Here is a 24103-nt window from a genome sequence, read left to right as displayed (position 1 = left end):
GTTTCCTGTCTTTTTAAAGTATCGAAATCTGGTTCAAGAATCAGACATGATTTTCAACTGATTGACTTGCCTCTAAAAGTCTGGAGTGTCCCATTGATTACATATTTGTGACAGTTTCATTACAAATGCTCCGTAATTCGCATAATGACTGGCTGAATTATCTGACCGGTAAAAAAATTGTTACGCTTGTGCCTATTCCTTTTTTGCTGGTAATTTCCATTCTACCCCCATGCCGCTCAGTAATATGTTTAACTATCGCGAGGCCCAGCCCCGTACCGCCAATGGATTTGCTGCGTCCTTTATCAACACGATAAAATCGTTCGGTCAATCGAGGGATATGCTCGGATGCTATGCCATCTCCTTTGTCAGTCACAGTCATACGTAACAGGGAATTGTTGCGATTGGGGGCTACGGAGACGGTAACAGATGTTCCTTTCTCTCCATATTTAAAAGCATTGCTGATCAAATTATGGAGCAATTGGGATAGTTGTGCATAATCACCCTGAATCATCGGCAAGTTTTCGGGCACTGAGAGATTAAAGTCTGTCTCCTGTTTGTTACGACTGTTTAGAAAAACAGCTTTCACATCTGATATAAGATTTGCCAGATTGACTGGCTCTGATGGCAATTGATATTTTTCCGCTTCAATGCGTGACAAAGACATCAAGTCTTCGACCAGACGTTGCATGCGATCAGCTTCTTTATACATTATCTGCAGAAACCTGATGCGCGTTTCGTCATCTTTGCCAGCATCGGGATCTTCCAGAGTCTCGATAAAGCCCTTTATCGCGGCCAGCGGTGTGCGTAATTCATGACTGGCATTGGCAACAAAATCCGTACGCATTCGTTCGGCGGCATAATGGCTGCTTTGATCGGAAAGCTGAACCAACTTTAAGCCGTCGGCCAAGGCATGAATACGTAATTCCCAGCGCTGACCAGCGCTACCAACCCCAACAAGCAATATCGGCTCTCCTGTGTGCTGGACATTGGGATTTGCAAGACGATCGGCAGCGGCGGGATGACGAATCGCAACCCGCACATCTTCTCCGATGATATGATCACCAAGAAAGCTCTTGGCTGCTGCGTTCGCCTGCGCCACCTTTGCGTCCCGGATTAGAAGTATGGGATCGGTAATCGGCTGAATTACTTCCCGATAAGCTTCTGTTTTACCCTGCTCGAATATCCGCTTTTTCTGGCGCTCTAATATACTCAAGTCTGGGGGGGGCGGTTCATGATCTTCCAAGGCAATAATTGCTAAAGCAACAAGGCCAAACGCTGACATGATGATGATTTTCAGTAATGCTGCGGGGGTTTGTGTCGCCAGAATTGATCCTCCGATAATCAGAAGGATTGCAAAAATCAGGCGAAGAGGGGAGATGCTATTCATATTATCCAAAGTAATGAAATCCGCTCACCCATGTTTACCCGTGTTTTCGTGATAACGGCAATGGCTAAGATTATCGTTTGCGAAAGCAGTGTGCATGTTATGCGTTAAATATTTCCGGTAATTTGTCCCGTTTATAGACGTTGAACCATGAGGACGACTGTTTACTCGCATTTAATCGTTTTTCCTCTAAAACGGGGGCTAAAGGAATTCAAACACCATGACTAGCAAGTCGGACCAAGATCAACGAGAAGCGAAAGATTGCACAAACGCAGCGATTGTAACGCGCCGCCGCGCCCTTATGATGGGTGCAGTAACGGCTTCTGCGGTAGTCAGTATCAAGCCAGCTTTGGCACAGACAGCGGGTTCCGTGCTTAACTGCGAAATTCCGGTTCCGGGTAACCACGCCGCAGGCGGATATATCGGCGCAGACGGGAAGATTGTTCCGCCCGATACGCCCGGTGCATTTCCGCCAGCGGGGCGTAATTTTACTGGCGAAGAGGTCAAGCGCGCAATGAATGGTCGATCATTGCCCGGGACATCCTATGACCAGTCCAAAGCCTATGTGAATTACATCCGCCGGTTACAGTCCGGGCAAAGCGGCTTTACTTGTTACGCTTCCTTGCAAATGCCACGATAGCCAAAGGCTTATTAACATTTCCATGCTAGCAGACGGGCTTGTTTGAACGACTTGCTGCCGCTTAAGGCTGCGACCGGGGAGTGTGTAACCGCAAATGAGCAATCTTTACCGCGCTGCTCCTGATGGGCTGATACAGCATCCGCTGGATAGTATGACTCTGCTTTTCCAGAGGTCATCGGGGATTACACATATGGTTGCTGATCCTGTGCCCGCAATTATGGAGGTTATGGAGACTGACTGCGTAACTGCGAATGATGTCGTTCAGCGCTTGGCTCTCAGTTACGATATGGAAGTTGGTATGGAGACCATCGACATCGTCTTGGCCCGTCTGGAAGAGCTCTGCGCGCTCGGTCTGGTTGAGCGGGTTTAGCGGAAGGTGGCTGGACTTCATCACCTTTACCTGACCGTGGGGCCGGCACGTTTCCGGGTGACTTCTTCGTGGCGCAAGCCATTGGAGCAACTCGCTGCGCTGTATAGCGGTTATCCAGCCTCCCAAGACGGTTTTGCCGATTTCACCGTCCGGCTGGAACCGGAAAAGCCGTGGCGGCGCTATATCAGGCCATCGGTGCATATTTCCGGAGATTATTGGCTTCCCGATGCCGCGCCCTTACCGTTGAGTCAAAGCCTGCTTGCGGCTGAAATGGGGATGAACCTGCAAATGGCTCTGGGCTGGCGCAGACACTTACTACTCCATGCCAGCAGCGTGGAAAAAGAAGGCAAAGCGCTGCTGATGACGGGCCTGTCCGGCTCCGGCAAATCGACACTGTCCGCGATGCTGGCTGAAAGGGGCTGGCGGTTCATGGGCGATGAATTTGCCCTGATCAATCCTGAAACCGGCATGGCGCATAGTTTTCCGCGTCTCATCAGCCTGAAAAACGAAGCGATTTCAGCGATGGAGGCAATAGTGCCTGAAACCCGTTTCGGACCGTTGATGCAAGGGACGCCCAAAGGCGATATCCGCCATATTGTTCCGCCATCAGATGCGGTGAGCAGAATGACGGAAACAGCCAAGCCTGCACTGCTTTTGTTCCCGCGCTTTGGTTATGAACCAGCCTTGCGTGATATGGGCAAGAGCGAGATTTTCATCCGCTTGACCCAGGCATCGACCAACTATGTTGCTTTGGGAGAAACGGGTTTCCGGACGCTTACAAAATTTGTCGATACGGTTCCGGCAAAGGCCATGGATTATCAATCTGGTGAGCAGGCAGAAGAATTGATCGAAAGCCTGTGGAGCGAGCTTCCATGATCCGCAATGCCCGGCATTTGGTGGACGCCCTACGTGAACCCGAAACAGTCCTGTCATTGAGCGGTAGGGACTGGACGGACCTGATGAGTATCGCGCGAGCCGAATCTTTACTTGGCAGTCTGGCCCATCGTTTGTCGAATATTGCAGTTCCGCAAGAGGTTAAACCTATTCTGAAAGATGCGATTCAAGCCACTGACTTTGCACGGTTACAGGCATTGTGGGAGGCGGACTGCGCGCGCCGGGCTTTAGCACCACTAAAATGTAAAACTGTGCTGATGAAAGGGACCGCCTATGTCGCGGCGGATCTTGATGCAGCTATTGGCCGGAATATCGGTGATCTGGATATCATGGTCGCGCATGATCGCTTATCGGTCGTCGAAACCGCTTTGCTGGATGCTGGCTGGGAATGGGTAAAGCCGGACCCTTATGATGACCAATATTATCGTGATTACATGCATGAATTGCCGCCACTCATCCACCGTGAACGGGACCGGATGATCGATGTGCATCATACAATTTTGCCACTGACCGCCGGGCCTACTCCAAACGCTACCGCGATTCTGGACGCGGCGGTGCGGCTTGATTCCGGCCTTTATGTCATGGCTCCGCCCGATATGTTGCTACACTCGATTGCACATCTTTTTGCCGATGGCGATCTTGCGGGGGGATTGCGTAATTTATGGGATATTGATCAGTTGATCCGGCAGTTTTCTTCGAATGAAGGCTTTTGGACGGACTTGCGAAGCCGCGCGAAAACACATCAACTGGAGCCGCATTTGGCACGCGCACTGCGTTTGGCTACCCGCTTATATGATACTCCAGTTAGGAAAAATTATACCGGTCAAACAAGGTTGACCGACCATTTTTATGTCCGGCGCCTTTTGGCGAGAGATGGCTGGGGACGAGAGAAATATAAGCTGACACGACTGGCTTTTTATATCCGCTCGCATTGGCTACGCATGCCACCGCTTATGCTCGCACGTCATTTATGGACAAAATGGCGAAAGGGTAATTAACGCCCGCCCAATTGGGCCAAAGCCGGAACCAGTTGATCATAATGGTCGATAATTGCATCGGCGCCTAATTCCTCAACCGGATGATGCGAAAAGCCGAAACTTACCGCAACATTGGTAATGCCGGCATTTTTTGCAGCTTTAATGTCGAAAATACTGTCGCCGATAAATGCGGCGGGTGTTTCGTCCACCACACCACCGCAGCGTCGAATCATCTCGTCAATCGGATCACGTTTGGGTTTGCTTCGGCCTTTACCCATTGTATCGCCGCCGATTACAGTAATGAACCGGTCGATCATTCCGACATTGGTAAGCAGTTTAACCGCGAGATTTTCAAATTTATTGGTGACGACGGCCAATTTTATGTCTTGTCCCTGAAGAAAATCCATAGCGTCGATCAGACCGTCAAACGCAGGTGAATTCCGGCCAAGATTGGCCTCATAATGGTCGATCAATACGGGCAGCAGGCTTTTGGCCAGATCCTGATCATCATTTTGGTCATTGCTGTCAGAATCATTCAAGGCCATTTCCAACATATGTCGCGCACCCATGCCAACGAGTGAGCGTACAGATTTTTTGTCCACATGGGGCTTGCCTGCATGTGCAAGAGCGTGATTAAGCGATGCAGCCAGTTCCATGCTGGTGTCCAGCAAAGTTCCGTCCAGATCAAAGCCAATAATTTTATACGGTATGTCTTTCATGCAAATACATAGAACCGATCTTTCTGGTATAAGCAACCGCATCATGGCATGGGGCGGCAATTCAGCACGCAGAACAATTAGACGGAGTTTCTTGCATGAGTGATCGCCCGGTAGCCGCCATTATATTAGCCGCGGGTCAAGGCACGCGGATGAAGTCGGAAAAGCACAAAGTGCTGCACCCGATTGCGGGCAAGCCCATGCTCCATCATTTGCTCGATACCGTTGATTCTATTGGCGTTGAGCGAACTGTCATTGTCGTGGGCGCACGGCGGGAACAGATAGAAGCCAGTGTCGAGGGCCGTGATGTCGCCATTGCGGTGCAAGAGGATCAACTGGGCACCGGACATGCCGTTGCACAAGCAAAAGCTGCGCTGGAAGGTTTTGCCGGTGATATACTCATTTTATACGGCGATGTTCCGATGGTTAGCGCACGGACGATGGAAGATATGATTTTCCGTCTGAATAACGGCACTGATCCGCGCGCTGTCGTGCTAGGGTTCCGTCCCGATAATGCTGGAGCTTATGGCCGGATCATTGCCGATGATCAGGGCGAAATCAAAAAAATGGTAGAATTTAAAGACGCCAATGATGAAGAACGCAGTGTAAGCCTTTGTAATAGCGGCCTGATGGCAGCGCGAGCGACCGATTTGTTCATACTGCTGGATCAGATCAGCAACGATAACGCTGCGGGTGAATATTACCTTCCGGATATTGTGATGTTGCCGGGTCAAAAAAGCGCCGTGATCGAAGTAGATGACCCCGCCGAGGTTGCCGGAGTGAATAGCCGTGCGGAACTTGCCGCAGTTGAAGGAGAGTGGCAACGCCGCCGCCGCAATCTGGCTATGGCGGATGGTGTTAGCCTGATTGCGCCGGAAACCGTTTTCTTTTCACATGATACAGAGGTTTCTTCAGATGTAGTGATAGAACCTAATGTTATTTTTGGCCCCGGTGTTTCCATTGCAAGCGGGACACGGATTTACGGGCATAGCCATATTGAGGGCGCTTCCATTGGCGCAAATAGTAATGTCGGCCCGTTTGCGCGATTACGGCCCGGCGCGGTAATGGAAGAAGGCTCCAAAGTCGGCAATTTTGTTGAAATGAAGAAAAGCACATTAGGCAAAGGGGCCAAGGCCAATCACCTGACCTATCTGGGTGATGCCGAAGTGGGTGAGGGCGCAAATATTGGCGCGGGCACGATAACTTGTAATTATGACGGATTTTTCAAATATAAAACGGTGATCGGTAAGGGGGCGTTTATCGGATCAAACAGCGCTCTGGTCGCTCCGGTGACAATAGGTGACGGTGCAATAGTCGCAGCAGGAGCGACGCTCACCAAAGATGTTGCCGCCGATGATCTTGCGCTCGTAAGGCCTGAGCAATCGGTGAAAACCGGGTGGGCAAAGAAATTTCGTGAAGCGATGATGAAGAAGAAGAGGAGGTAAGCTTTTACAGGTGTTTAACCTGAAATGCTTATATTCTTTATAGCCTGGATTATAGAAGGACAGCCAAAACAATATGTGCGGAATTATTGGAATTGTGGGCAAGCAAGCCGTCTCTGATCGTCTGGTCGATGGCCTGAAGCGTATGGAATATCGCGGCTATGACAGCGCCGGTGTTTGCACGGTTCATGATGGCTCGCTGATACGCCGCCGTGCGGAAGGAAAGCTCGCCAATCTGGTTGATGTGTTGAAATCCGATGATGCTGCCGGGAATATCGGTATTGCCCATACTCGCTGGGCTACGCATGGCGCGCCAACCACCAGTAACGCGCACCCTCATGCCACTGCCGAAGTTGCGTTGGTCCACAATGGCATTATCGAAAACTTCAAATCTCTGCGCGAAGAACTGATGGCGCGGGGGCATAGTTTTGAAAGCGAAACCGATACAGAAGTGGTCGCGCATCTTATCAGCGAGCAGGTCGAAGACGGTAAGTCTCCACAGAACGCGGTCAAGGCCGTTCTGCCTTTACTACGCGGGGCTTTTGCTTTGGCTATTGCGTTTCGTTCACAGCCTGATTTGCTGATTGGTGCGCGGCTTGGATCGCCGTTGGTGGTCGGCTATGGCGATGGTGAGACTTTTCTGGGGTCCGACGCGCTTGCGCTTGCGCCCCTCACGCAAGAAATTGCTTATCTGGACGAGGGCGACTGGGTGGTTATCACCCGTGATAATGCCCATATTTATGACAAAGATAACAACCCTGTAGAGCGGGAAGTTACGACTTCAGGTGTATCGGCTGCGACCATAGAGAAGGGCAATTATCGCCATTTCATGCAGAAGGAAATTTTTGAGCAACCCACCGTGGTCGCGCAAACTTTGCAGAGCTATCTTCGGCCATTGGAGCAGCAAGTGGCATTGCCGCAAATGGATTTTGATTTGCGTGATATAAAGCGCATCACCATCGTCGCCTGCGGGACCAGCTATTATGCAGGAATGGTTGCGAAATACTGGTTTGAAAGTTTTGCCCGCGTGCCGGTCGATCTCGATTTCGCATCCGAATTTCGGTATCGTGATCCGGTCTTCGAACCGGGCGGACTGGCGCTGTTTATATCCCAATCGGGTGAAACTGCCGATACATTGGCCGCGCTTCGTCATGCCAAAGAAAACGGACAGAAAATAGCCGTGGTGGTCAATGTGCCGACCAGCTCGATGGCGCGTGAGGCCGATCTGTTGCTGCCCACCCATGCCGGACCGGAAATTGGCGTGGCATCGACCAAGGCATTTTCGTGCCAATTGGCAGTATTGGCGGCGCTCGCAGCGCATCTTGCCGTGGTGAAAGGACAAATGACGCGGGACGAGGAACGTCAGGTGGTTAAACATCTGACCGAAGCCCCAGCAGCGCTCAATGCCGCGCTCGACCATGATGAAAATATTGCCGATATGGCGCATGTCATCGCTCCGGCGCGTGATGTGCTGTATCTTGGCCGTGGCCCGGATTATCCGCTCGCACTGGAAGGGGCACTGAAATTAAAGGAAATCAGCTATATACACGCTGAAGGCTATGCCTCAGGCGAGATGAAACATGGCCCGATAGCCTTGATTGATGAAGATGTGCCGGTGATTGTGCTGGCGCCTTCCGGGCCACTGTTTGAGAAAACAGTGTCCAATATGCAAGAAGTGCGCGCGCGCGGTGGCCAAGTGGTTCTGATTTCCGATGCCGAAGGACTTGCAGAAGCTGGTGAAGGTTGCATGGCGACGATTGAAATGCCAAAAGTTCACCCGTTGATCGCGCCACTTGTCTATGCTGTGCCTGTGCAGTTGCTGGCTTATCATGTAGCAGTGGCGAAGGGCACGGATGTCGATCAGCCACGTAATCTTGCGAAATCAGTAACGGTGGAGTGAAATATGGTTAGCAATCCTTCCTACCTCACGGTTGAAACAGCAGATGGTAAATTTCAGCAAACAGTCCGTGTGGGCAAACATGTTTTTATTGCTGACGAACCGGAATCCATGGGCGGGGACGATGAAGGGCCATCACCCTATGATTTATTGCTTGCGGCTCTAGGCACCTGTACCTCGATGACGATGAAGATGTATGCGGATCGCAAAGATATTCCGCTAGAGGCCGTGCATGTTGAACTAGAGCACAGCCGCGAACATGTTGAAGACTGCAAAACATGTAATAATAAATCCAACCGGATCGACGTAATTGACCGCGCCATCACCCTGACAGGTGATCTGACAGATGAACAGCGGAGTAAACTGCTGGAAATTGCTGAAAAATGCCCGGTCCACCGCACATTGGTAAACCATATCGATATTCACACCACGCAAGTGCGCGTGTGACGGATTGACGGAGAGCGGCTACGGCGCGTATAAGCGACCACGCAAGGGCGGCCAGTCGGGTCGCCCTTTCTGTTTGGCCTCTTTCTCTCGAATAACAGTAACAGAAAGATAAAGGAATTAAAGATGACGATTACACCGCTCATGCCCGTATATCCCCGGTGTGGTTTTCGTCCTGTGCGAGGCGAAGGCGCCTGGCTGATTTCTGAAGACGGCAGCCGCGCCCTGGATTTTGCCAGCGGTATCGCGGTGAATCTGTTGGGCCACGGCCACCCGCATCTGACTAAGGCTATTCAGGAGCAAGCATCGACTTTGATGCATGTGTCGAACCTTTATGGTAGCCCGCAGGGTGAGAAATTCGCTCAAAGGCTAGTCGACACGACCTTCGCTGATACGGTTTTCTTTACCAATAGCGGCGCGGAGGCGGTTGAATGTGCGATTAAAACCGCCCGTGTCTATCACCAGTCACAAGGCAGCGAGCGGTTTGAAATCATCACGTTCAAAAACGCTTTTCATGGCCGGACAATGGCAACCATATCCGCGTCCAATCAGGAAAAAATGCACAAAGGCTTTTCTCCGCTATTGAATGGTTTCAAATATGTGGATTTTGATGATCTGGAAGGTGCAGAAGCGGCAATCGGTCCAAAGACCGCCGGTTTTTTGGTTGAGCCTATTCAAGGTGAGGGCGGCGTTCGCCCGGCTTCAGAAGAATTCATGAAAGGTCTGCGCGCTTTGGCGGACGAGCATGGCCTATTGTTGATCCTCGACGAAGTGCAATGCGGTGTAGCGCGGACCGGAGCGCTTTATGCTCATGAGCTTTACGGCATTAAACCTGATATTATGGCAAGCGCAAAAGGTATTGGCGGGGGCTTCCCGCTTGGGGCCTGTCTCGCCACCGAAGAAGCTGCACGCGGAATGGTTCCCGGCACACATGGTTCTACCTATGGCGGCAATCCGCTGGCTATGGCTGCGGGTAATGCTGTCTGGGATGTGGTCGCGAATGATGAATTTTTAGCGCATGTCCGCGATATCAGCGGAAAACTGCGTTCTGCGGTTGAACAGTTTATCGGTAATTATCCCGATCTGTTCACCGGCATACGCGGCCATGGATTGATGCTGGGTATTACAATGACTCACGAAACCCGGTCCTTTGTAGCGCATTTGCGTGATAATCATGGGCTGCTGACGGTTGCAGCAGGGGATAATACCCTGCGGATATTGCCGCCACTTAACATTGATGAAAACCATATAGCGACATTTATGGAAAAACTGTCCGCTGGTGCGGCTGATTATCAGGTGCCTGAATCATGAGCCGGCATTTCCTGAACCTTGCCGATGCAGGTGGTGATGCGCTGGCCGCGATGCTGAACGATGCCTTGGAGCGTAAAGAAGCGCGCAAAACCTGGCCTAAAGGCAAAGTCGATCCTGATACGCCGCTTAGTGATCATGTTCTGGCGATGATCTTTGAAAAGAGCAGCACCAGAACCCGTGTGTCATTTGATATTGCTATTCGTCAATTAGGTGGAACCAGTCTGGTCATGGACAGCGGTTCCATGCAATTGGGCCGCGGTGAATCTATTGCTGACACGGCCAAAGTCTTGTCGCGTATGTGCGATGCAATCATGATCCGGACCGACGACCATGCTAAAATCGAGGATCTGGCCGCCAATGCGAGTGTGCCGGTTATCAACGGGCTTACCGATCTGTCGCACCCTTGCCAGATTGTCGCTGACCTATTGACGCTGATTGAACACGGCAAATCACTTCCCGGACTGGAAATAGCGTGGCTGGGCGATAGCAATAATGTTCTGAACAGTATTGTCGAAGCGGCAGGATTAATGAAACTCAACGTTCGTATTGGTAGTCCTGAGGGCTATGATCCGGATCAGAGGTTTATCTCACAGGCGCAGGCGGAAGGAGCCAATATCACTTTGTACCGTAACGCGATGGAAGCGGCCGCCGGAGCGGATGTAATTGTCGCTGATACATGGATGTCAATGGGGCAGGCGCATGCCGATGAAAAAATCGATGCAATGATGCCGTTTCAGGTCAATGATGTCATTATGGAGCAGGCGAAACCGGATGCCGTTTTTCTGCACTGTCTTCCGGCCCATCGCGGCGAAGAAGTCATGCCTTCGGTTATTGACGGGCCACAGTCGCTAGTGTGGGATGAAGCAGAAAACCGTATTCATGCACAAAAATCAGTTTTGCGCTGGGCTTTTGGTCAAATCTGATGGCTGGCAATGCGACTGACACGACGTTGATTGACAGGAATCTGTCTTTCTCAATCCCGGCAAAACACTGCCGGGGACGGGCGGTGCGTCTTGGCCCGGTGTTGGATGACATACTTGCGGCGCATAATTATCCGCCACAGATAAAAGCATTGCTGGCCGAAGCGGTCTGCCTGACTGCTTTATTGGGAGCTTTGCTGAAAGAGGAAGAAGCACAGCTTACGTTGCAGGCGCAGACCGAAAGCGGCGTCATCAGCTTGCTTGCTTGCGACTATAAAGACGGTGACATGCGTGGCTATGTCCAGTTCGACGCCGAACGACTCGCTAGAGAGCCAATGGAGCCCAACTTGATGGCACTCTTCGGTAAGGGCTATCTTGCGATTACATTTGATCATCCTCCGCCGCGTGGGCGCTCGCAGGGCATTGTTCCGCTGGAAGGCGCAAGTCTCGCGGAAGCTGTGCAAAGTTATTTCATGCAATCCGAGCAAATTCCGACCTTGGTAAGAGTCGCGCATAAGGTGGAAGGGAATCACACCGTTGTTGGCGGATTGTTAGTACAGCATCTTCCCGATGGTGAGGAGGGCAAGGAGCGGTTGCACGTCCGTATTGATCATCCGGAGTGGGAACATGTCAAGATAATGGGCGGCAGTGTTCGGAACGAAGAGTTGCTCAATCCCAATCTATCAATGGAAGATTTACTCTGGCGCCTGTTCAGCGAGAGCGATGAGGTGAGGCTCTTGGGTGGTAAACCGCTGGTTAAGGGGTGCCGCTGTAGTGAGAATCATATCCGGGACGTCATTGCGCGTTTTCCGAAACAAGATAAAGCGGATATGGCCAGTGAGGATGGGACAATCTCGATTGATTGTGCCTTTTGCAGCAAGACCTTCACCATCTCGAGTGCAAGCCTGAATAACTGAGATTGATCCATATTAGATTATTTTTTCGCTAGGATTTGTCGAAAATATACAATCAATCGCCGCAATTGAGCGCGATAATCGCCACAATCTTTTGGTACTAGAGAGTTTATAAGAAGCTCTAATGGACCCTAGACGAATATCTGGCGGGTGGATCCGGATCTTCATTGCCCGGTTCATCATAGGTAACAGGAAAGGAAGCATAGAATGAAAGCTATTACACTGATGAAAATAATCAGTGCATCTATTGCCGTATTTCTTGTATTTCCGATTTCAGCGACGGCACACTCATCAGAACTGACATTATTGAGCAGTTTACAAAAAGGCGAATGGACGCTGAAGGAGCGCGGTTCACAGACCAGCAAAAAACTTTGCCTTGGTGATCCGGCAATATTGCTGCAAATTCAGCATAGTGGAGCGGCTTGTTCGCGCTATGTCATTCAGGATAAACCCGGTATACTTCGTGTAAGTTATAAATGCGGAAGCTCTGACCATGGCGTAACCACTATAAAGCGCGAATCTAGCGGATTAATACAACTTCAATCGCAGGGCATTAAAGCCAATGCCCCTTTTTCCCTGAATTATGAGGGACGCAGAACGGGCAGCTGCTAGATAAAGCTGGGCATCCAGTTTCGTTCATCAAATATTTACCATTATTCTGTTAGGGAAGGAACATCATGTTTTGGCGTGATTTCTTCCTTTCGGGTTTGAACTAGAAACCCAAACTGGGCCGCGTTCCATTGGAATGGGGCCCTATTTTTTGAAAAATTTATGCCTAATAGCCTATTTCTGAATGCTTGATTATCCCCGCGAAGAGGATTAGCGGGGCGGGCATGTCTCAAAATAACAAAAAAGCCGTTGTGCTGCTTTCCGGCGGCCTCGATTCCATGGTAGCTGCCGCGATTGCGCGGGAGGAGGGCTATAATATCGTCGCTTTGACTGTCGATTATAATCAACGGCATAAAATTGAACTTCAATCTGCTGCCCGAATTGCGAAGAAGCTAGATGTTAGCGAACATATCATTCTGCCGCTAGATCTAAGCCGTTTTGGCGGGTCGGCGCTAACTGATGATATTGATGTCCCGAAATCCGCCGCTCAATCTGGTCAATCATCCAGGACAGCCAGCGATATTCCGGTAACCTACGTCCCTGCGCGCAATCTGATTTTTCTGTCACTCACTCTTGGTCTGGCCGAAGCCCGTAATGCACGCGACATTTATATTGGTGTCAATGCGCTGGATTATTCGGGCTATCCTGATTGCCGCCCCGAATTTATCGAAGGGTTTGAGAGACTCGCCGACCTTGCAACCAAAGCCGGAGATATGGGGAGCGGTTTTACAATACAAACACCGCTGCAGTATATGACCAAAGCAGACATTGCCAAAGAAGCGCAGCGGCTGAATATTGATCCGGCGCTGAGCTGGACCTGTTATGATCCTGTAGATGGCGATTTACATTGTGGCCAATGTGAAAGCTGTCATTTGCGCCACAAAGGTTTTGTCGAAGCGGGAATAGCCGATCCCACGCGCTATGCGACTATATCGTGAGCTTCTTGAGACTGATATTATGAGTTACGCAGTAAAGGAAATGTTCCTGACGTTACAAGGAGAAGGTGTGCAGGCCGGGCGCCGCGCGGTATTTGCGCGTTTTACCGGATGCAACCTTTGGTCCGGCCTTGAAAAGGACCGGTCATCTGCCATTTGTCAGTTTTGCGACACCGATTTTGTTGGAATGGACGGGGATGGCGGCGGCCGGTTTCGGGACGCGGCCGCTTTTGTTGATGCGGTTACTGCCACATGGGGAGAGGGCGTTGACGCCCGGTTTGTGGTGCTTACTGGCGGCGAACCGATGCTGCAAGTGGATGATTCGTTGATCTCTGCACTTCACGAAGCAGGGTTTGAAATTGCGATTGAATCCAACGGTACATTGGCTGTGCCGCGCTCGATCGACTGGATTTGTATTAGCCCGAAAGCAGGAAGCGAAACAGTTCAGCGGTCAGGCGATGAATTGAAATTGGTCTGGCCGCAATCGGGGAGTGATTGGGAAGCGATGCAGGAGTGGGATTTTGCCAATCATTTGCTGCAACCGATGGACGCTCGCCTGGATCAGGCCGCCAATGACGACAATCTAAAAAGTGCAATTGCTTTTGTTCAAGCTCACCCGAAATGGCGCTTGTCTCTGCAGACCCACAAGATTTTGGGGCTGGCCTGATTTGTTCGTGCTGAAAGTGATTCCGGTTTAAGCGCTTTATTTTTCCGCGCCAGTTGTACCTGATTAGCCCTCACTATTTCCGGCATCTTCATCAGAAGCGGTTTTTTCAGCAGTATCCTCTTCTTTGGAGTTTTTCGCATCAGCGCGGTCGCTGTTAAGCATATCGTCGGTAGTTTCCTGAGCATCGACATTAAGCATGTCGTCGCTGATTGTACCGTCAAGAACATCAACTTCATCCATACGGGTTTCGGTTACCGTATCACTTTCCGGAGCTTCCGGGTCGCCCGAACAAGCTGCGATGGAAAAAAGGGCAATCGCCATAGCCGAAGTTTTGAGGGCGGAAGTTTTGATCAATTTTGTCATGATTATTCCTAGTCTTCTTTCATTCGTAATAACGCGTCACACGACTTTATCAATTGCAGCAAGAAAATCAGGAGCGGCTTTCTTTAATGCTGCGTCAAAATCTTCCATAGTGGCATCAATGCCCAATTGTTTCAGGCTAGTTACCGGATATTCGCTGATACCACAGGGAATAATACCGCCAAAATGGCTGAGATCCGGATCAATATTCACTGAAAACCCGTGCATTGTTACCCATTTGCGAATGCGAATACCAATGGCACCGATTTTCGCTTCCTCCCCCTGCGGTGTGTCGCACCAGATGCCGACCCTTCCCTCGACAGCCCGTGCATTGACACCAAATTCGGCCAAAGCACTGATGACCCAGCCCTCCAACGCATGGACAAAATTACGAACATCGGCTTTCCGCTTTTTCAGGTTCAGCATCACATAGCCCACGCGCTGACCCGGCCCATGATATGTATGACGTCCACCGCGTCCGGTTTCAAAAACCGGAAACTGCTGACTGAGTAATTCCGCGGGATTGGCACTTGTCCCGGCGGTATAGAGTGGAGGATGTTCCAGCAGCCATATAAGCTCGGGCAGTTCGCCAGCATGAATGGCTGCATTGCGCTGCTCCATTTCGGCCAGGGCATCCGGATAGGCGACTCGGCTATTGGTTTTGCGCCATTCAATGTCGGATAAATTGTTCATAAAAATTCCGTGCACAATTGGCGCGCCGGTGGCAAGAGTGGGCCAATGAAATTCCAAGCTAAGGGTTGAATCGATGAAGCTCAATTACATGCAATGCTGGAACGGAGCGATGGCGATTTTCCGTGATCATAAAGAAGCGATTCTAGCGATAGCAGGGGTCTTTGTGTTTTTGCCGACCTTGTTAATGGCGCAGTTCGTCGGACAACCTGCTATAGATGGAGGTGAGGACCTGAACGCGGTTGCAGCAGCTTACTCGGCCCATTTTAGCCAAAATGCGGTGGCGATCATCCTGTCTAATCTGTTGATCAGTTTTGGCGGATTTGTGATATTTATGACAGTCGCTCGTTCGCATAGCGGCACTGTAGCTGATGATTTAAGCAAGGGGCTGCGGTTATTTGTAATCTTTCTGCTCGCCAATATCCTGACTGGCTTGGCAACTTTTGCAGGTTTCATGCTGTTGATCATTCCCGGAGTTTATATCGCATGCCGGCTGGTACTGGTGCCGATAATTATTGCCGATCAGGGCGAGAGAAATCCGCTGGAGTCGCTAAAAACCAGTTGGTACATGACAAAAGGTAACGGTTTTTCAATTCTGTTATTTATTCTTATCATCGCTATTGTCGGGGCCATCACGGTTAGCGTGGCCCAAATGATTGTCGGAGTGATCGTTGGTATCGCCACAAGTGGCGAGGGCTGGGCATTGATCGATAATCTCGTATCGGCCCTTGGCAGCACGGCTCTTCAGCTTCTGTTTACATTGATCATCGCATCAATTTATGATCAATTATCTCAAAATAATTCACAGGTTGGAGATGTTTTTAGCTGACGGAATAATCGGCACATGTCGCCCGGCATCCATTGGTAGATGTCCACTAAGGCGCGGGTCGGTAGCTATCTCGATCTCGCGTTTATATGCAGTAAAGCCCACGCGTTCATAAAAAACAGGTGCGCGGGGCGAATCATTGGTACAAGTATGTAGCCAGACCCGTTTAATCCCGTCTTTCCAAGCGCGTTCCAGTGTCTGAGCCATCATAATGCTGCCCCGGCCTTTGCCATTCATTTCCGGGATTAGTCCGAAATAAGATATTTCGCATTGCTCTGGCTGGCTAAAGTCCAGTTCCACGAATCCCACAGTATTCCCATCGTACATCGCTTTGAAAATCTTTACATTGGGATCGTGGATTGCCGAACGCAACTCATCATCGGTTAGCAATAATCTGCCAAACCACAGCCAGTCATCGCCCACCTGCCGGAACAATTTTCTATATTCTTCCAGATCAGGACGGTCCCAGGCCATTAAGGTTAAATCGGTTTTATTGCCAAAAATCTCGGGTTTTTGGGTCATTTCGAAATATGTGACGACAGCTGCGAGTTTACCGTCAGGGACTTTACTTATAGTTACCGGATTATCGCCCATAGGCTGATCAGCTCCACTTTGCTTCGGGTGGCAGGCTCATCAATATCGCATCGACATTGCCCCCGGTTTTCAAACCAAATGTAGTCCCGCGATCATATACAAGATTAAACTCTGCATAACGACCGCGCCAGATAAGCTGTTGCTCTTTTTCATCTTCGGTAAACGGTAAGCCCATGCGCCGCCGCACAAGCAAAGGGAAAATGTCAAGGAAAGCCAGACCAACATCTTTCGTAAATGCGAAGTGTTTCTCGAAATCATCGTCTGATTCGAGTTCCAGATGATCGTAAAAAATGCCGCCAACACCGCGATGAACTTCCCGGTGGGGAATATAAAAATAGTCATCTGCCCATTTTTTATATTCCGGATAATAATTCGGATCATGATGGTCACACGCCTGTTTTAACCGTGCGTGAAACGCCTCCGTGTCCTCTTCATAAGGAATTGGCGGGTTGAGGTCGGCCCCGCCGCCAAACCAGCGCTTTGTAGTGCACAGAAACCGGGTGTTCATATGAACTGCGGGAACATGGGGATTGGCCATATGCGCGACAAGACTTATGCCGGTCGCAAAAAAGTGCGGATTTTCAGCTGCTCCGTGAATGGATTTAGCGAATTCCTCGCTAAATGTACCGTTGACGGTTGAAATGTTCACACCGGCTTTTTCAAAAACTTTGCCTTTGATTACACCGCGGACACCGCCGCCGCCCGGGCTGCCATCGGGATCTTTACGATCCCATGATAAATAATCAAAGTGGGCGTCACTCCCTGCCTCAATTTCGATTTTTTCAAATTCTGCACAAATATCATCGCGCAGTTTTGCAAACCATGCCTGTGCGCGCAATTGCTGATCATCCAGAGGCTTGTCATTTTCTGGAGCAGGGGGATGTACTGTCATGAAGGGAATTGTCCTGTCTGTTTTAATGCTTCGCCCAGTGCCATGCCCGTAGAAACGGCAAGGTTCAATGAGCGCATACCATTTTTCATCTTTATAGTGATTCGTTCATCCGCGCGTTGATTAACATCAATGGGTACGCCGCTACTTTCCGATCCGAACAACAGAATATCATCCGGTTGAAACGCAAATTCATGGTAGCCTGTCTGAGCCTTGCTCGTGAGCAATATGATCCTGGCCGATTGTGAATCAGCATAAGCCAAAAATGCGTCCCAATCCGCATGTCGTGTAAAATCAACATGGTCAAAATAGTCCATACCTGCGCGTTTCAAGCTGCGGTCACTAAACGGAAATCCACACGGCTCGATGATATCGACAGCGACATCAAGGCAGGCGCATGTCCTTAGAATCGTTCCTAAATTTCCGGCAATATCGGGTTGATACAGGGCTACTCGCATGATGTGTCCAGCATGGGGTTGTTTATAATGTTCGGTCAATCAAAAATTGACTGTTGGCAAACCATAGTATTCGAGGCTATCAGGCGCGCAAATCACTGTCAGTTGAAACTTATTAAGCGTTTTGTTTGAATTGGCAGGCAGGGATAAGAAACAAACGTAAGGGCATGTTTGCATGGCTAGTCTTGATACCGCGGTTGAACCAGATGATTCAGCCGTTCTGGAACCTGAAATCGGTGGCGTCCGGCGCCGGGATTTTATTAACATCGCGGCAGTGAGTTTTGGCGGAGTTGGCGTTGTTGCTACCGTTTTTCCACTGGTGAACCAGATGAACCCAAGCGCAGATGTTCTGGCGCTTTCATCAATTGAAGTCGATATTTCGGCCATTGAGCCGGGTCAGGCGATCAAGACCAGTTGGCGTAAGCAACCTATTTTTATTCGTAACCTGACCCCCGCAGAGATTAAAGCAGCTAATACAGTTGATGTTTCGAATCTTCGTGATCCAGAAACTTTGGCCGATCGGACATTACCCGGTAAGGAAAACTGGTTAATCACCCTGGGCGTTTGTACCCATCTTGGCTGTGTTCCTCTTGGTGCAGCACAGGGCGAAGTCAAAGGCGAGTTTGGCGGCTATTTTTGTCCATGCCATGGTTCGCACTATGATACGGCAGGGCGAGCACGTAAAGGCCCGGCACCGACCAATTTGGAAGTGCCGGAATATAGTTTTCTATCAGATACTGTCGTGAAAATCGGCTAGGGGCAAGAAAAGATGAGTTTTCCTTGGGCAAAGCAATATAAGCCAACGACCGGATTTGGTCAGTGGATGGACGAGAGACTGCCGGTCGGCCGGATGGTGTATAACAGCCTTGGTGCTGGTTATCCGGCGCCTCGCAATCTCAACTATATGTGGAACTTCGGTTCCATAGCCGGTTTTTTTCTGGTCGTTCAGATTGTAACCGGTATAATATTAGCGATGCATTATGCTGCCAATGCAGCCATCGCATTTGACTCCGTTGAACACATCATGCGTGATGTAAACAGTGGCTGGATGATCCGCTATGCCCATGCCAATGGTGCAAGCTTTTTCTTTATTGCTATCTATTTGCATATCGGCCGTGGTCTTTATTATGGTTCTTATAAAGCCCCGCGCGAGATGATCTGGTTGCTTGGCGTTGTTATATATTTACTCGCCATGGCGACTGCCTTCATGGGCTATGTGCTTCCTTGGGGTCAGATGAGCTTTTGGGGCGCAAAAGTGATTACCGGCTTGTTCGAGGCCATCCCGATTGTGGGTAAGCCGATCCAGGAACTGCTCCTTGGTGGTTTTGCACCTGATAATGCGGCGTTGAACCGGTTTTTCTCACTCCACTATCTATTGCCGTTTATCATTGCCGGTGTTGTTATCATGCACATCTGGGCATTGCATATTCCGGGGTCGAGTAATCCGACAGGCGTTAATGTTAAAGGTGAGCAGGATACTATTCCTTTCCACCCTTTTTATACCGTTAAAGATGGCTGGTTCCTTGGTTTGGCTCTGATCTTCTTTACGGCTATGATGTTCTTCATGCCCAATGCTCTGGGTCATGCTGATAACTATATTCCGGCCAATCCGCTTTCTACTCCGGCGCATATTGTTCCTGAGTGGTACTTCTGGCCATGGTACGCCATACTGCGCGCCTTTACTTTTGACTTCTTGTTCATTCCGGCAAAATTACTGGGTGTATTGGCGATGTTCTCAGCCATATTGGTCTGGTTCTTCCTGCCATGGCTCGATAAATCACCAGTTCGCTCGGGTGACTATCGGCCAAAGTTCAAGAAATTCTTTTGGTTTGGTTTAATCCCTTGCGTCGCGGTGCTTGGCTATTGCGGCGGGGCGCCAGCGGAAGAGCCGTTTGTCATGATGAGTCAGATTGCGGGTGCTTATTATTTTGCACACTTCCTGATCATTCTGCCGCTGCTGTCACGGATTGAAAAACCCGAGCCGCTGCCAAATTCGATCACCGAAGCGGTGACCGGCAAACCACTAAAACAAACCAGCTAAGTAACAGGGATCTGGGTAATGGTAAGATTTTTCGGTATATTGATCGGTTTGTTCTTTACTGGGATGCTGGTCTATTCATTTGGACGAGGCGCAGTGGAGTATATTTCCAATCCGCCAGTAAAGGCTGTGGAATATCAATTCCACGAAGAGCCAAAAGACGTTTCGTTCGCAAGCGATGGTCCGTTTGGTAAATTTGACAATCAACAACTGCAACGTGGATTTCAGGTTTACAAAGAGGTTTGTGCAGCTTGTCATTCCATTCGTCTGGTAGCGTTTCGCAATCTTGCGGAACTTGGTTATACCGACGATGAAGTAAAGGCTATCGCTGCAAACTGGCCTATTGAAACGCCAGCTATTGATCCTGAAACTGGTGAAGCATCTACTCGTCCATCAATTCCGGCGGATAAGTTTCCTCTCGCTTTTGCAAATGATGTTGCGGCTGCTGCAGCTAATAATAACGCCATCCCGCCTGATCTTTCGCTGATGACCAAAGCACGTGAAGGTGGCGCGCCTTATATCTATTCGTTGCTTACAGGTTACACCGACCCACCAGCGGCGTTGCCAGAAGCCAATCGCCCTGGTCCCGGACTGCATTACAACCCTTATTTTGCGAACTTGAATATCGCTATGGCACCGCCGATCACTGGTAATGATCAAGTGACATATTCTGACGGAACTAAGGCTACTGTTTCGCAAATGGCAAAAGACGTTTCGGCATTCCTGATCTGGACCGCTGAACCTTCATTGATCAAACAAAAGCAGACTGGCTGGGCCGTGATCGGGTTTTTGTTGCTAGCGACTATTCTGGCTTTCCTGTCTTACAAAACAATCTGGGCAGACCTGAAAGCCCAGAAGAAGAAAAAAGCTGCATAAAGCTTTCGTAATATAATATATAAAAAGGCCCGCCAGATGGTGGGCCTTTTTTTTAACTAAGCTATTCTATCCCGGTTATTATCTCAGCTGTAATTCGGTGCATTTATCAGTCTCGGGGATTGAGGACGCGGTAGTATATATTCAGATTTTACCAGCGCTTCCCATATTAACTCTCTATAACCTATTGCTGTTCACTTTGATCAGTTCTTGAAATCGGATTGCAATAGTGAGCCAGTCGTTTGATAACGGAGAAGTCAAAAGCAACTATTTCGTTACTCGTGAACCGCGGATACGAAAGCTAGTGAAAATAGAGATTCTTATAGTTCCCGCAATTACAGCTATGGTTCGTAACCTTCTCACTTTTGGCCTTCGTGCCGCTACGTCGAGCTAGCGGCCCGGATTCGCAAAATTAAATGTATTGTTTTTAGCTCGCCAAAACACCATCCACAGCCTTTTTCCATCCAGCAATACGGGCGCTATGTTGCGTTGCCTCAATTGCGGGATGATAGGTTTCAAAACCCGCTATCATAACAGAAGCATCCTGTAGTGTCTCATAAGCCCCGCAGCCAACCGCCGCGAGCATGGCGGCGCCTAGCGCGGTTGTTTCAATAAAATCGGGCCGTTCAACTGGAATATTCAGTATGTCTGAGAGGTCTTGCACCATCCAGTCATTGGCAACCATGCCGCCATCAATGCGTAGGTTTTGCCAATCAGTCCCATCAGCAGAAAAAGCCGTTTTAAGATCGTGGCATTGATAGGCCATTGCTTCTAGCGCGGCTCGGATAATATGTGCCTTTGTAGTTGAGAAGTTGAGGCCTGAGATAGTCGCCGTAGCATCTGCTTTCCAATAGGGTGCGCCAATGCCGGAAAGTGCAGGAACCAGATAAACCCCGCCATTATCCTTAACCGACCGGGCCAGCTCTTCACTTTCACCGGCATATTTGATTAAACCTATTTTGTCGCGAAGCCATTGTATTAAACTGCCGGCTACGAAAACAGACCCCTCCAGCGCATAAATACGCTGTCCATTAAGTTGATATAGCACGGTGGAAAGTAGACGGTTCTTGGAATGGGGCGGTTTCACTCCGCTATTGGTCAGAATAAACGCGCCGGTACCAAAGGTCGCTTTCGTCTCGCCTTCGCTAAAACAGGCTTGCCCGATTGTAGCGGCCTGCTGATCTCCGGCAGAACCACATATTTTTATGGGTGCGCCGAATAACTCTTTACATGTTTTGCCTAAGTCTCCCGCACAATCCACGATGGCTGGCAATGTTTTGCGCGGAATATCAAAAAGAGCCAGTAATTCATCATCCCAATCCGTTCTGTCCAAGGCCATTAGCATTGTACGACTGGCATTGGTGGCATCGGTGATATGATGGCCGCCGGTTAAGCGATATATAAGATAGGATTCAATCGTTCCGAAAGCCAGATTGTCCCCCACTGCTGCTACTTCAGGTTTGTTTTGAAGTATCCAACTGATTTTGCTGCCCGAGAAATAGGGATCGAGCAGCAATCCTGTTTTTGACTGTATAGTCGGTTCCAGATCTTTTGCTTTTAGAGCGTTGCACATATCAGCAGTCCGGCGATCCTGCCAAACAATCGCTTTGCATAAAGGCTCCCCGGAGCGCTTGTCCCAAGCGACAATAGTTTCACGCTGATTGGTAATGCCAATAGCGGCGATTTTTTCTGCTCCGCCAGCTTGCTCAATCATCTTTTGGCAACAGAGCAGCGTCTTCGTCCAGATTTCCGCGGCATCATGCTCGACCAGACCTGTCGCGGGGTAATATTGCTGTAGTTCTTCCTGCTGCGATCCACGTAATTTGCCATCAATGCCAAATAGCATGGCTCGCGTTGAGGTTGTTCCTTCATCAATTACCAGAATTAGCTGTGCAGCCATAATAGCGCTCCCATATGAGGGCTCACGCTAATTACTCGCTCGTAAAAGGCAAGGGTAAGCTATGATGGGGGGACAACAACTGACAGTGAAAAAAACCTCCGGCGCCAGTCAGTAACTGAAAGCCGGAGGCTGAGTATCCGCTAGATAGGATAAATGCCTATCTGCCTATAATTTTACAGATATATTAGCGGACCAGGCTAAGCACGCCCTGCTGCGATTGATTGGCCTGAGCCAGCATTGCGGTGGATGCCTGGCTTAATATCTGTGATTTGGCCAATGCAGTGGTTTCTCCGGAAAAGTCTACGTCTTCAATGCGTGACCGCGATTCCGTCATGTTTGTCACTCGTCCAGTCAGATTGGAAATAGTCGCCTGCAGCCGGTTTTGCGATGCACCCAGAGACGCTTGAGCAGTGGTCACGGTATCCATTGCTGCAGTTAGAGTCGCCAGAGCCGCTGTAGCGCCTGCTGCAGTGCTGATATCAAGTGTATCGACAGCCAAACTTGTTGCCGTAACATCGGCAAGGTTAATAGCTACATTTTGGCCTGCCGCGGTACCGGTCTGAATGTTAACTATGGGGGTACTACCATCCAGCAAGGCAACATTATTAAACTCTGTCCGCGTTGCGACATCCCCAATTTGCAAGATCAAAGCCGCGACTTCAGTCTGAAGATTGACGCGATCACCGGCAGATAAAGTACCGTTAGCAGACTGAACAGATAGCTCGCGCATACGTTGCAGCATGTTGTTAATTTCTTTCATGCCGCTTTCTGCGGTCTGAGCCAGCGAGATACCGTCATTAGCATTGCGGATGGCCATATTCAGACCGCGAACTTCAGCAGTCATCCGAGTGGAAATGGCGAGGCCAGCGGCATCATCGCTTGCATTATTGATACGCCGCCCAGTGGACAACCGCTCAATGGACTTAGCAAGGCTCATTTCTGCACTATTGGCTGCGCGGTTGGTACGCATGGCTGCCACGTTGGTTCCGATAATCGTCATATTATTTTCCTTTCAAAAGCAGATGAGTCGCCCAAAAATAGAAATAGTGGCGGTCTCATCCACAAAAACGGAGCCGTTGAAGATTGCTTTAGCGGTTAGTTTTTAGGGCCCGTAGAGAGTGCCAATAAAATGGCAGGGCGTCAGCGATTTGGCACAGAAAAGTCATTAAATTGGCTTTGCGTCCAAATGAAATCTCTAACCATCTGTAAAATAATGAGAAATATTAACTCTGTAAATTGGCACAGCGCTTGCGAACCTATTGTTTAGCTGAGCTTTCTTGTTTCAGCAGCGGCTATTTTTAGGACCAGTAAACGGGAAAAATGATGACCTCAATTAAATGCGCGGTACGTAAAATATA

Annotated in this window: 26 protein-coding genes; 17 read left to right on the top strand and 9 right to left on the bottom strand. The window is 49.7% G+C overall.

Translation table 11 applies throughout. The features are described from left to right. Window positions 1-157: 157 nt before the first annotated feature. On the bottom strand, window positions 158-1387 hold the full coding sequence (locus tag AB1K62_RS04830) for an ATP-binding protein (protein ID WP_367001680.1): 1230 nt from the start codon (window positions 1385-1387) through the stop codon (window positions 158-160). Between the two features lie 217 nt (window positions 1388-1604). Here AB1K62_RS04830 and AB1K62_RS04825 point away from each other — a divergent pair, with 217 nt between their 5' ends. From AB1K62_RS04825 to AB1K62_RS04810, 4 genes are all read left to right on the top strand, one after another. Further along, a complete protein-coding gene (locus tag AB1K62_RS04825) occupies window positions 1605-2024 on the top strand; it encodes a hypothetical protein (protein WP_367001678.1) in 420 nt (139 codons plus the stop codon). Window positions 2025-2118: 94 nt separating this feature from the next. Further along, window positions 2119-2394: an HPr-rel-A system PqqD family peptide chaperone gene (locus AB1K62_RS04820; RefSeq protein ID WP_367001676.1), complete on the top strand. Its 276-nt coding sequence runs from the start codon at window positions 2119-2121 to the stop codon at window positions 2392-2394. Between the two features lie 6 nt (window positions 2395-2400). Next, window positions 2401-3270 (top strand): HprK-related kinase A, encoded by an 870-nt coding sequence (locus AB1K62_RS04815; protein WP_367001674.1) that lies wholly within the window; start codon window positions 2401-2403, stop codon window positions 3268-3270. Further along, the gene (locus AB1K62_RS04810; RefSeq protein WP_367001672.1) at window positions 3267-4286 is read left to right on the top strand and encodes a nucleotidyltransferase family protein; all 1020 of its coding nucleotides are present in this window, start codon (window positions 3267-3269) and stop codon (window positions 4284-4286) included. Before AB1K62_RS04815 ends, AB1K62_RS04810 begins: the two co-directional genes overlap by 4 nt. On the opposite strand, the gene AB1K62_RS04805 is transcribed toward AB1K62_RS04810, so the two are convergent. After that, window positions 4283-4984 (bottom strand): HAD hydrolase-like protein, encoded by a 702-nt coding sequence (locus AB1K62_RS04805; RefSeq protein ID WP_367001669.1) that lies wholly within the window; start codon window positions 4982-4984, stop codon window positions 4283-4285. The two genes, AB1K62_RS04810 and AB1K62_RS04805, sit on opposite strands and share 4 nt — an antisense overlap. Window positions 4985-5079: 95 nt before the next feature. On the opposite strand from AB1K62_RS04805, the gene glmU reads away from it, so the two are divergent. From glmU to queE, 9 genes are all read left to right on the top strand, one after another. After that, window positions 5080-6426 (top strand): bifunctional UDP-N-acetylglucosamine diphosphorylase/glucosamine-1-phosphate N-acetyltransferase GlmU, encoded by a 1347-nt coding sequence (gene glmU / locus AB1K62_RS04800; RefSeq protein ID WP_367001667.1) that lies wholly within the window; start codon window positions 5080-5082, stop codon window positions 6424-6426. Window positions 6427-6499: 73 nt separating this feature from the next. After that, window positions 6500-8323, top strand: coding sequence for a glutamine--fructose-6-phosphate transaminase (isomerizing) (gene glmS, locus AB1K62_RS04795; RefSeq protein WP_367001665.1), 1824 nt, complete (start codon window positions 6500-6502; stop codon window positions 8321-8323). Between the two features lie 3 nt (window positions 8324-8326). Further along, window positions 8327-8767, top strand: a complete 441-nt coding sequence (locus AB1K62_RS04790) for an OsmC family protein (RefSeq protein ID WP_367001664.1) — start codon at window positions 8327-8329, stop codon at window positions 8765-8767. A gap of 123 nt (window positions 8768-8890) precedes the next feature. After that, complete coding sequence (locus tag AB1K62_RS04785; protein WP_367001662.1) at window positions 8891-10075, top strand: aspartate aminotransferase family protein; 1185 nt, start codon at window positions 8891-8893, stop codon at window positions 10073-10075. Beyond that, a complete protein-coding gene (argF, locus tag AB1K62_RS04780; RefSeq protein WP_367001659.1) occupies window positions 10072-10998 on the top strand; it encodes an ornithine carbamoyltransferase in 927 nt (308 codons plus the stop codon). The genes AB1K62_RS04785 and argF overlap by 4 nt, the downstream gene beginning before the upstream one ends. Next, complete coding sequence (locus tag AB1K62_RS04775) at window positions 10998-11912, top strand: Hsp33 family molecular chaperone HslO (protein ID WP_367001657.1); 915 nt, start codon at window positions 10998-11000, stop codon at window positions 11910-11912. Before argF ends, AB1K62_RS04775 begins: the two co-directional genes overlap by 1 nt. A 204-nt stretch (window positions 11913-12116) precedes the next feature. Beyond that, the gene (locus AB1K62_RS04770; RefSeq protein ID WP_367001654.1) at window positions 12117-12521 is read left to right on the top strand and encodes a hypothetical protein; all 405 of its coding nucleotides are present in this window, start codon (window positions 12117-12119) and stop codon (window positions 12519-12521) included. 221 nt (window positions 12522-12742) lie between these two features. Further along, window positions 12743-13456 carry a 7-cyano-7-deazaguanine synthase QueC gene (queC, locus tag AB1K62_RS04765; RefSeq protein ID WP_367001652.1) on the top strand — a complete coding sequence of 238 codons (714 nt, stop codon included), beginning with the start codon at window positions 12743-12745 and terminating at the stop codon, window positions 13454-13456. 19 nt (window positions 13457-13475) lie between these two features. Then, window positions 13476-14120 carry a 7-carboxy-7-deazaguanine synthase gene (queE, locus tag AB1K62_RS04760; protein WP_367001650.1) on the top strand — a complete coding sequence of 215 codons (645 nt, stop codon included), beginning with the start codon at window positions 13476-13478 and terminating at the stop codon, window positions 14118-14120. Between the two features lie 63 nt (window positions 14121-14183). On the opposite strand, the gene AB1K62_RS04755 is transcribed toward queE, so the two are convergent. Together AB1K62_RS04755 and lipB are read right to left on the bottom strand one after the other, a co-directional pair. Further along, window positions 14184-14483 carry a hypothetical protein gene (locus AB1K62_RS04755; RefSeq protein ID WP_367001647.1) on the bottom strand — a complete coding sequence of 100 codons (300 nt, stop codon included), beginning with the start codon at window positions 14481-14483 and terminating at the stop codon, window positions 14184-14186. Window positions 14484-14519: 36 nt separating this feature from the next. Next, complete coding sequence (lipB, locus tag AB1K62_RS04750) at window positions 14520-15173, bottom strand: lipoyl(octanoyl) transferase LipB (protein ID WP_367001644.1); 654 nt, start codon at window positions 15171-15173, stop codon at window positions 14520-14522. Between the two features lie 73 nt (window positions 15174-15246). Between lipB and AB1K62_RS04745 the strand changes: the two genes are divergently transcribed. Further along, on the top strand, window positions 15247-15999 hold the full coding sequence (locus AB1K62_RS04745) for a hypothetical protein (RefSeq protein WP_367001643.1): 753 nt from the start codon (window positions 15247-15249) through the stop codon (window positions 15997-15999). Here the strand turns inward: AB1K62_RS04745 and AB1K62_RS04740 are convergent. From AB1K62_RS04740 to AB1K62_RS04730, 3 genes are read right to left on the bottom strand one after another with little or no spacing between them, the layout of a single operon-like run. Then, on the bottom strand, window positions 15973-16590 hold the full coding sequence (locus AB1K62_RS04740) for a GNAT family N-acetyltransferase (RefSeq protein WP_367001641.1): 618 nt from the start codon (window positions 16588-16590) through the stop codon (window positions 15973-15975). The genes AB1K62_RS04745 and AB1K62_RS04740 overlap by 27 nt on opposite strands. Before the next feature lie 7 nt (window positions 16591-16597). Continuing rightward, on the bottom strand, window positions 16598-17482 hold the full coding sequence (gene hemF, locus AB1K62_RS04735; protein WP_367001638.1) for an oxygen-dependent coproporphyrinogen oxidase: 885 nt from the start codon (window positions 17480-17482) through the stop codon (window positions 16598-16600). Beyond that, window positions 17479-17937 carry a tRNA (cytidine(34)-2'-O)-methyltransferase gene (locus AB1K62_RS04730; RefSeq protein ID WP_367001635.1) on the bottom strand — a complete coding sequence of 153 codons (459 nt, stop codon included), beginning with the start codon at window positions 17935-17937 and terminating at the stop codon, window positions 17479-17481. Before AB1K62_RS04730 ends, hemF begins: the two co-directional genes overlap by 4 nt. A 172-nt stretch (window positions 17938-18109) precedes the next feature. Between AB1K62_RS04730 and petA the strand changes: the two genes are divergently transcribed. Genes petA through AB1K62_RS04715 form a run of 3 tightly spaced genes read left to right on the top strand, consistent with a single transcriptional unit; the run spans window position 18110 to window position 20848 of the window. Beyond that, window positions 18110-18691 carry a ubiquinol-cytochrome c reductase iron-sulfur subunit gene (petA, locus tag AB1K62_RS04725; RefSeq protein WP_367001633.1) on the top strand — a complete coding sequence of 194 codons (582 nt, stop codon included), beginning with the start codon at window positions 18110-18112 and terminating at the stop codon, window positions 18689-18691. A gap of 12 nt (window positions 18692-18703) precedes the next feature. Next, window positions 18704-19975 (top strand): cytochrome b/b6, encoded by a 1272-nt coding sequence (locus tag AB1K62_RS04720; protein ID WP_367001630.1) that lies wholly within the window; start codon window positions 18704-18706, stop codon window positions 19973-19975. Between the two features lie 18 nt (window positions 19976-19993). Next, a complete protein-coding gene (locus AB1K62_RS04715) occupies window positions 19994-20848 on the top strand; it encodes a cytochrome c1 (protein WP_367001628.1) in 855 nt (284 codons plus the stop codon). A 424-nt stretch (window positions 20849-21272) separates the two neighbouring features. On the opposite strand, the gene glpK is transcribed toward AB1K62_RS04715, so the two are convergent. Both glpK and AB1K62_RS04705 read right to left on the bottom strand, forming a co-directional pair. Beyond that, the gene (gene glpK, locus AB1K62_RS04710) at window positions 21273-22745 is read right to left on the bottom strand and encodes a glycerol kinase GlpK (protein WP_367001627.1); all 1473 of its coding nucleotides are present in this window, start codon (window positions 22743-22745) and stop codon (window positions 21273-21275) included. A gap of 184 nt (window positions 22746-22929) precedes the next feature. Further along, window positions 22930-23745: a flagellin gene (locus AB1K62_RS04705; RefSeq protein ID WP_367001625.1), complete on the bottom strand. Its 816-nt coding sequence runs from the start codon at window positions 23743-23745 to the stop codon at window positions 22930-22932. Window positions 23746-24103: the final 358 nt, after the last annotated feature.

This window comes from Parasphingorhabdus sp. JC815 (assembly GCF_040717415.1).
Taxonomy (GTDB): Bacteria; Pseudomonadota; Alphaproteobacteria; order Sphingomonadales; family Sphingomonadaceae; genus Parasphingorhabdus.
This window is presented reverse-complemented; position numbering and strand designations above follow the sequence as displayed.

What these genes read in the sequence shown, in the direction of transcription:
- AB1K62_RS04770 (WP_367001654.1), top strand. Translation starts at nt 12,117, where the DNA reads ATGAAAGCTATTACACTGATGAAAATAATCAGTGCATCTATTGCCGTA.
- AB1K62_RS04830 (WP_367001680.1), bottom strand. Translation starts at nt 1,387, where the DNA reads ATGAATAGCATCTCCCCTCTTCGCCTGATTTTTGCAATCCTTCTGATT.
- glmU (WP_367001667.1), top strand. Translation starts at nt 5,080, where the DNA reads ATGAGTGATCGCCCGGTAGCCGCCATTATATTAGCCGCGGGTCAAGGC.
- queE (WP_367001650.1), top strand. Translation starts at nt 13,476, where the DNA reads ATGAGTTACGCAGTAAAGGAAATGTTCCTGACGTTACAAGGAGAAGGT.
- AB1K62_RS04790 (WP_367001664.1), top strand. Translation starts at nt 8,327, where the DNA reads ATGGTTAGCAATCCTTCCTACCTCACGGTTGAAACAGCAGATGGTAAA.
- lipB (WP_367001644.1), bottom strand. Translation starts at nt 15,173, where the DNA reads ATGAACAATTTATCCGACATTGAATGGCGCAAAACCAATAGCCGAGTC.
- AB1K62_RS04825 (WP_367001678.1), top strand. Translation starts at nt 1,605, where the DNA reads ATGACTAGCAAGTCGGACCAAGATCAACGAGAAGCGAAAGATTGCACA.
- AB1K62_RS04745 (WP_367001643.1), top strand. Translation starts at nt 15,247, where the DNA reads ATGAAGCTCAATTACATGCAATGCTGGAACGGAGCGATGGCGATTTTC.
- queC (WP_367001652.1), top strand. Translation starts at nt 12,743, where the DNA reads ATGTCTCAAAATAACAAAAAAGCCGTTGTGCTGCTTTCCGGCGGCCTC.
- AB1K62_RS04740 (WP_367001641.1), bottom strand. Translation starts at nt 16,590, where the DNA reads ATGGGCGATAATCCGGTAACTATAAGTAAAGTCCCTGACGGTAAACTC.
- AB1K62_RS04730 (WP_367001635.1), bottom strand. Translation starts at nt 17,937, where the DNA reads ATGCGAGTAGCCCTGTATCAACCCGATATTGCCGGAAATTTAGGAACG.
- AB1K62_RS04810 (WP_367001672.1), top strand. Translation starts at nt 3,267, where the DNA reads ATGATCCGCAATGCCCGGCATTTGGTGGACGCCCTACGTGAACCCGAA.
- AB1K62_RS04785 (WP_367001662.1), top strand. Translation starts at nt 8,891, where the DNA reads ATGACGATTACACCGCTCATGCCCGTATATCCCCGGTGTGGTTTTCGT.
- AB1K62_RS04820 (WP_367001676.1), top strand. Translation starts at nt 2,119, where the DNA reads ATGAGCAATCTTTACCGCGCTGCTCCTGATGGGCTGATACAGCATCCG.
- argF (WP_367001659.1), top strand. Translation starts at nt 10,072, where the DNA reads ATGAGCCGGCATTTCCTGAACCTTGCCGATGCAGGTGGTGATGCGCTG.
- hemF (WP_367001638.1), bottom strand. Translation starts at nt 17,482, where the DNA reads ATGACAGTACATCCCCCTGCTCCAGAAAATGACAAGCCTCTGGATGAT.
- AB1K62_RS04755 (WP_367001647.1), bottom strand. Translation starts at nt 14,483, where the DNA reads ATGACAAAATTGATCAAAACTTCCGCCCTCAAAACTTCGGCTATGGCG.
- AB1K62_RS04715 (WP_367001628.1), top strand. Translation starts at nt 19,994, where the DNA reads ATGGTAAGATTTTTCGGTATATTGATCGGTTTGTTCTTTACTGGGATG.
- AB1K62_RS04705 (WP_367001625.1), bottom strand. Translation starts at nt 23,745, where the DNA reads ATGACGATTATCGGAACCAACGTGGCAGCCATGCGTACCAACCGCGCA.
- petA (WP_367001633.1), top strand. Translation starts at nt 18,110, where the DNA reads ATGGCTAGTCTTGATACCGCGGTTGAACCAGATGATTCAGCCGTTCTG.
- AB1K62_RS04805 (WP_367001669.1), bottom strand. Translation starts at nt 4,984, where the DNA reads ATGAAAGACATACCGTATAAAATTATTGGCTTTGATCTGGACGGAACT.
- AB1K62_RS04720 (WP_367001630.1), top strand. Translation starts at nt 18,704, where the DNA reads ATGAGTTTTCCTTGGGCAAAGCAATATAAGCCAACGACCGGATTTGGT.
- glpK (WP_367001627.1), bottom strand. Translation starts at nt 22,745, where the DNA reads ATGGCTGCACAGCTAATTCTGGTAATTGATGAAGGAACAACCTCAACG.
- glmS (WP_367001665.1), top strand. Translation starts at nt 6,500, where the DNA reads ATGTGCGGAATTATTGGAATTGTGGGCAAGCAAGCCGTCTCTGATCGT.
- AB1K62_RS04775 (WP_367001657.1), top strand. Translation starts at nt 10,998, where the DNA reads ATGGCTGGCAATGCGACTGACACGACGTTGATTGACAGGAATCTGTCT.